The organism is Bifidobacterium sp. LH_417, assembly GCF_056357035.1.
Genome location: NZ_JBKEVI010000015.1, coordinates 64,602 through 70,986, shown reverse-complemented (window position 1 = coordinate 70,986; position 6,385 = coordinate 64,602). Strand labels below are relative to the sequence as shown.

The following is a 6,385-nucleotide window of genomic DNA, read 5'->3' as shown; positions in this document are numbered from 1 at the left end:
CCCGGACCCGACCGGCAAACCCCCGGCCGGACGGCGAAGCACGCCCACCACGCACAACCCCTAACCCGATACATCACCCCGGCCACAAGTTGACAAAAACATAGGAACACCCCCCCCCGTGAAATCGCTTACAGCAATTGTTATTAAATCGTTATCTTTACGCTTCACGACACGCCGTGAGCGCTCTCAAACCGGTTCAACGCATACAACAAGCCGCTTTGCACAAGCGTCACCACATCACATCCACCCCAATCCCCCCGATACACGCCATTGTTCACCCACTTGACAAAACCACCCAACCCGGTATACGCACAACACCGCAATCACACCGACGCGCATGCCGCAACCCGGGAGTACCATGACCGCAGACGACAACATGGAAGACAAACGGATCGGGCACATGGGGAATCACGAGAGCAGACACACGTCATCACGTCGCAGTCGGCACGACACGTCACCGTCGCCAACACCGTCGCCAACACCATCGCCAACACCGTCACCAGCATCGTCACCAGCATCGTCACCGGAAGCGAAACCGGAAAGCATGACAACACCCACCGCCACCGACGAGACGACCACCGACGAGCCGATCACCAGCCCGGCCACTCCGAAACCGTTCGCCGCGGCCATCGACGTGACCGATCTCGCAGCGGAACGCCGTCGACTCACCCGCAACCTGCTCGTCATGCGCGTCATCACGATTCTGCTGCTGCTCGCCGCCGTGACCGTCGTCGCGATACCGTTCGCACTCCAATTCCAATCCGGCGCGGAACTCGCCGCCACCACCGCGACCACCGCACGCAACGTGGCCGACTGGCCGTATCCGAAAGCGAAGGACGCGCTCGCGGCGGCACGCACCTACAACGCCAAACTCGCCCAATCCGGGCAACCCGTGCTCGGCGAGGCCGTCGACCCGTTCACCGCGGCGACCGGCGGCTCCCACGCCAGTGGCGACGACTCGGCCTCCAGCAAAGACAAGGAGTACCAGTCGCTGCTCGACTCCGGCGACGGCGTCATGGGCTCGATCACAGTACCGAAACAGTCGATCGACCTGCCGATCTACCACGGCACATCCGAACAGGCGCTGGCATCCGGCGCCGGGCACTTGTACGGCTCGTCGCTGCCCGTCGGCGGAGCCTCCACGCATGCGGTGATCACCGGCCACCGCGGCCTCGTCAACGCGATGATGTTCACCCGACTCGACGAAGTGAAGAAAGGCGACTTCTTCTACATTCAGGTGATGGGCGAGACGCTCGGCTACAAGGTAGACCGGATTTCCGTAATCCTGCCGAACGACACGTCGAAACTCAAGATTGTGCCCGGCGAGGACCGCGTCACGCTGATGACCTGCACGCCGTACGGCGTGAACACGCACCGACTGCTCATCTCCGGGCATCGCGTCGCCATCCCGCTGCCCGCGCCGGAACCGGGCGACATCCACGACGGACGCACCATCAGCATCGGCGTGGGACTCGGCGTGCTGCTCATCGGCTGGATCGCGACGATTCCGCTGCGCCGCCGCAACGAGACACGCATCATGCGGCACGCGGCGTTCTGGCCGTATGAGCGCGTCACGGAACGCGCAAGCGCGAACGATCCGCTTGCCTAGACTCGCCCAGGTTCCCTGAGACTCGTCTATGCTTCACGACGGCCGGCCAGGGCGCGGCCGAGCGTGATCTCGTCGGCGTATTCAAGATCGGAGCCCACCGGCAATCCGCTGGCGAGACGCGTCACCTTCAATCCGAGCGGCGACATCAGACGGCTCAGATACGTGGTGGTCGCCTCGCCTTCGATGTTCGGGTCGAGCGCGAGGATGATCTCCTTGACCGTATCGTCCTTGAGCCGTTCCAGCAGTTTCGCGATGTTCAGGTCGCTGGGATCCACGTTCGCCATCGGGTTGATGGCGCCGCCGAGCACGTGGTAGAGGCCCCGGTATTCACGCGTGCGTTCGATGCTCATCACGTCTTTCGGCTCCTCGACCACGCAGATCACCGTATGGTCGCGTCGCGGATCCGCGCACACCGGGCACGGGCTCGCCTCGCACACGTTGCCGCACACGTCGCAGAACCGCACTTTCGCCTTCACTTCGGTGATCGCGTCGGCCAAGTCAGCGGCCTCCTGCTCGTCGGCGCTGAGCAGGTGGAACGCGATGCGTTGCGCGCCTTTCGGCCCGATGCCGGGCAGCTTGTTGAACGCGTCGATGAGACGCTGGATCGCGCCGTCATACGCCAATGCCATGTGGTCGTCTTCCTTCCGTCTACGTTATCCGTCTACGCTACGTGTGTGGACACCGCGCGCACAGGTGCGGGAACGCGCGACCTGTCGTCGCGTGTTCCCTGCAACCGTGCGTCGCGTCGGCGGTCTCAGTCGTCGTGTTTGGCGGCGACGTGCATGTTGCGAGGATTGCGCGGATCGTCGGCCGCGAACGTTTCGACCTTCTTCACCTCGAACAGTTTCCGCAGTTCGTCGCGGCTCATCGCCACGGCACTGCCGAGCGACTCGTCGTCCATCGAGTATTCGTCCTCGTCCGCGTCGACCTGCGGTTTCGGGGATGGCGTGGACTGCGCGGGCATGTTCCACGGGTCGTCCGCACGGACGGCCGGTCCGGGTCGCGACTGCGATTGCGGCCGCGGCATGGGGGCGGAGGCCGGCGCATTCCACGGATCGTCGGGTTCGGCGGGCGGTGGAACGTCCTTCCACGGGTCGTCCGGTTCGACCGGTTCCGGCGCCATGGCCTGCGCGGCGCGCGGGTTCACGCCCGATTCCGCAGACCGATTCCCGCCAGTGTCGCGGCCGGCACGGTTCCCCGCGGCCGCGGAACCCCCATCACCGAACGCGCCGCCATTCGACGGCAACGGCGTGTTCCACGGGTCGGCGGCCGAATTCCATGGATCGGCCCCGGCCGATGCGGCCGACGCGGCTGGTGCGGCGGACGTGCCATCGGCGGAAGATGCCGTGCCCGCACCACGGGCATTCGCCGGAGCCGTCATGGACGACGTGTTCCACGGGTCGGAGGAATCCGTCGTATCCGAGGATTCCACGGCATGCGAGGGCTGCGCCCACGGATCCGTATCATCGCTCAGATCGGGCACCGCCACCTGCTTGCGATGATGCTCCGACGCCTCCGACGCCACGCTCCGCCCAGCGGACTCCGGCTGCTGCCGCACCGATCCCGGTTTCGGCAAAGGCTGCGCCCACGGATCATCGTCCGGTGACGTGGACGCCGGTTGCGCCCACGGATCATCATTCACATCCGTCGACATCGATTGCGTCGACATCGATCGTGCCGAGGCCGTCGACGTGACGGACGAGCCGGACGACGCGGACGAGCCGGATCGGTGACTGTCGTCATCCTCCGATGCGCCGGACGACGCGGACGGGGAAGCGGACTGCTCACGACTCCCCTGTTCCCTGCCGACCGCGCCGCTCTCACCGGACTGGGCCTTCGCGGCGGCGGCCTGCAGGTTCTCCTGCAACAGCTGCGCCTTGATCTTCTGCTGCTCGTTAGGCGGCAGCTGGCTGAACGGCGGGGTTTTCTGACCGTCATCCGTGCTGGGCGTAGGAGCGATCTCGGCCCGCGGGCCGAACACCTTGCGCACTTCGGCGCGCACGATCGACACCACCTTGTTCGTGCCGCCCACCGGCTCGGAGGCTACGGCGAGCGCGAACGCGTACTTGTTCAGCGCGGTGTCGAAGCGCATCCACACACGCGGTCGCCCCGTCTCCTCATACAAGGCGACGAACTTAATGCGGACCCGGTTCCGCGCCACATACTGGCGCACATCCTCAGGCAGCGCAGCGAGCACCGCATCCCACTTCTGATCGGGCGTGCGATTGTCGGGCTGGGCGGGCGCTGACGGCTGTTGCGCCGTCGAGGCCGCATCGGACTGAGCGGCCGCAGAGGCCTGACCGGTCGCACCGGGCTGGGCGGCCGCCTCCCCGCGCTCATCCGACTGCGAAGCACCATGTCCGCCCTGAGCCGCCGTATCGTCATGCTGGTTGCGCGAGGCTCCGGCGAATCCGCCGCCGGAACCCGCGAACCCGCTGGAAGACGGTTGCGCGGATGCCGCCGCATCGTGATGCTGATTGCGCGCCGCACCGGCGAATCCGCCGCCGCGAACGCTCCCCTGAGCGTTCCCGTGCGCGCCCGATGCGGCACCGGCAAGGCCGCCCGCCGCGCCGGAAGCCGCAGACGCGGCATTCGCACCAGCACCCGCGCCTGTGCCCATACCGGCACCCGACGCCCCCGCAGCCGCACCGGCTGAGCCCGCAGCACCCACACCGGCACCACCGACCACATTCGCAAAACCGTTTTCCCGGCCGGCGAGCAGACGCGCGGCCAACAGTTCGAGACGCATACGCGGCGAAATCGCGCCGGTCATCTGGCCGAGCGTCGCATTGATGATGTCCGCCATCGCGGTGAGCTGTCCAAGTCCAAGCGCAGCCGCCTGCCGATGCAGATCGTCCATATCCTCAGCTTCGGCCGTGTCGGAAAGCACGCTTTCCGCACGGTCGCCGGCCAACGTGAGCACGAGCAGGTCACGCACGCGGGCGAGCAGATCCTCGACGAATCGACGCGGGTCGAAACCGCCGACCACGACCTTCTGAATCACGCCGTACAGTTTCTCGCCGTTCGCGTCGATCACCGCGTCGACGGCCTCGCCGATCAGCGCCTCCGGCGTGAAGCCGAGCAGCGCGACGGACGCATCGTGCGTGATCACGCCGTCCACCGCACCGACCATGAGCTGATCCAGCACGGACAGGGTGTCGCGCACGGAGCCGCCGCCGGCGCGCATCGCCAGCTTGAGCACGCCCGGCTCGACCTCGATGCGTTCCTTCTCGCAGATGCTTTCCAGATAGGGGCCCATCACCTCGGCCGGCACGAGACGGAACGGGTAGTGGTGGGTGCGCGAACGGATCGTGCCGATCACCTTGTCCGGCTCGGTCGTCGCGAAGATGAACATGACGTGCTCCGGCGGCTCCTCCACGATTTTGAGGAGCGCGTTGAAGCCCTGCGGCGTGACCATGTGGGCCTCATCGAGGATGAAGATCTTGTAGCGGTCGCGCGCGGGGGCGAAACCTGCTCGTTCGCGCAGCTCACGTGCGTCGTCCACGCCGTTATGCGAGGCGGCGTCGATCTCCACCACGTCGATGGAGCCGGGGCCGCCGGTGGCGAGGTCCTTGCAGGATTCGCATTCGCCGCACGGATGCGAGGTCGGGCCCTTCGCGCAGTTCACGCAACGGGCGAGAATGCGCGCCGAACTGGTCTTGCCGCAGCCGCGCGGGCCGGAGAACAGGTAGGCGTGCGTGAGCTTGCCCTCGTCGAGGGCGCGCATGAGCGGGACCGTGACCTGGTCCTGGCCGATCACCCCCGCGAAGGTGTCGGGTCGATAACGGCGGTACAACGCCAAAGCCATCGCTGATTCCTGCTTTCTTTCCGGCGGGCGGCCGACGGCCATGCCGTTCCGCCGAATCCGCGGGTCCGCGGGGCTTCGGCCGGTCACCCGAATCACACTGTTTTCTAATCTATCCCAACCGGGGCACCGCGCGTCACGCCGTACGCGCGACGCGTCGCACGCGTATCACCCGCCGCACCGCGCTATATCCGCATCGCGCAATACTCGCTACGTACCTACGCCGCACCCGTACCGCGCCCGCACGCCACGTCGCCCAGCGTGCCGCGTGGTCCGACGTATCACCCGTCGCACCGCGCCCGCCACGCGCGTGTCCGGCATGACGCCGCGCATACACTGGGTACATGAGCATTGACACGACGTCAACAACGACGGGCAAAGGTGACGCGAGGCGTATCGCCATCGTGCGTGCCGCTCGGGAGATCTGTCTGGAGAAGGGATTCTCCAAAATCACCGTAAGCGACATCGCCGGACGGGTGAAGATGACCAGATCGCTGTTCTACCACTACTTCCCCGATAAGGACGCGGTGGCGGACGCGGTCCTCGACGACGTGGTCGAAGACATCCTCGCCAAGCTGTCCGCGTGGGACGCCTCCCGTGAGACCGGCAACATCGGCAAGGCGCTCGACGACATCGTGCGTCTCACCCGCGCACTGATCGCGGACGAAAGCCCGTTCTCCGCGCGCATGATCCACGAGGGCAACGCCGAACTGTACATCCGATTCATCGACCGCGTGGCCGACCGCATCGCCGACATGTTCGAGCGGACCACCGTGCGCGACTTCGAGGCGCGGCACGGACTGCCGATCACGAACGTGCATGAGACGTTCTTCACACTGGTCGTCGGCCTGATCTCGCTGCTGCGCTCCCACCCCGAAACGCCCGACGCCACAGTGAAGAGCGTGATCGCGCAGACCCTGCACATCACCGACTACATCGCGCAGGACGCAGCGTAGCGGACGAGGCCCGGC

General features: G+C 66.3%; 4 protein-coding genes. 2 read left to right on the top strand and 2 right to left on the bottom strand.

The features are described 5' to 3' along the window. The first annotated feature begins 544 nt into the window (after positions 1–544). Positions 545–1,609: a class C sortase gene (locus tag AC1AYR_RS09025; protein WP_476512342.1), complete on the top strand. Its 1,065-nt coding sequence runs from the start codon at positions 545–547 to the stop codon at positions 1,607–1,609. 26 nt (positions 1,610–1,635) lie between these two features. Here the strand turns inward: AC1AYR_RS09025 and recR are convergent, their stop codons facing one another. Next, on the bottom strand, positions 1,636–2,238 hold the full coding sequence (gene recR / locus AC1AYR_RS09020) for a recombination mediator RecR (RefSeq protein WP_476512341.1): 603 nt from the start codon (positions 2,236–2,238) through the stop codon (positions 1,636–1,638). 125 nt (positions 2,239–2,363) lie between these two features. After that, positions 2,364–5,417 carry a DNA polymerase III subunit gamma/tau gene (gene dnaX / locus AC1AYR_RS09015; RefSeq protein ID WP_476512340.1) on the bottom strand — a complete coding sequence of 1,018 codons (3,054 nt, stop codon included), beginning with the start codon at positions 5,415–5,417 and terminating at the stop codon, positions 2,364–2,366. 341 nt (positions 5,418–5,758) lie between these two features. Between dnaX and AC1AYR_RS09010 the strand changes: the two genes are divergently transcribed. After that, positions 5,759–6,370 carry a TetR/AcrR family transcriptional regulator gene (locus AC1AYR_RS09010; protein WP_476512339.1) on the top strand — a complete coding sequence of 204 codons (612 nt, stop codon included), beginning with the start codon at positions 5,759–5,761 and terminating at the stop codon, positions 6,368–6,370. Positions 6,371–6,385: the final 15 nt, after the last annotated feature.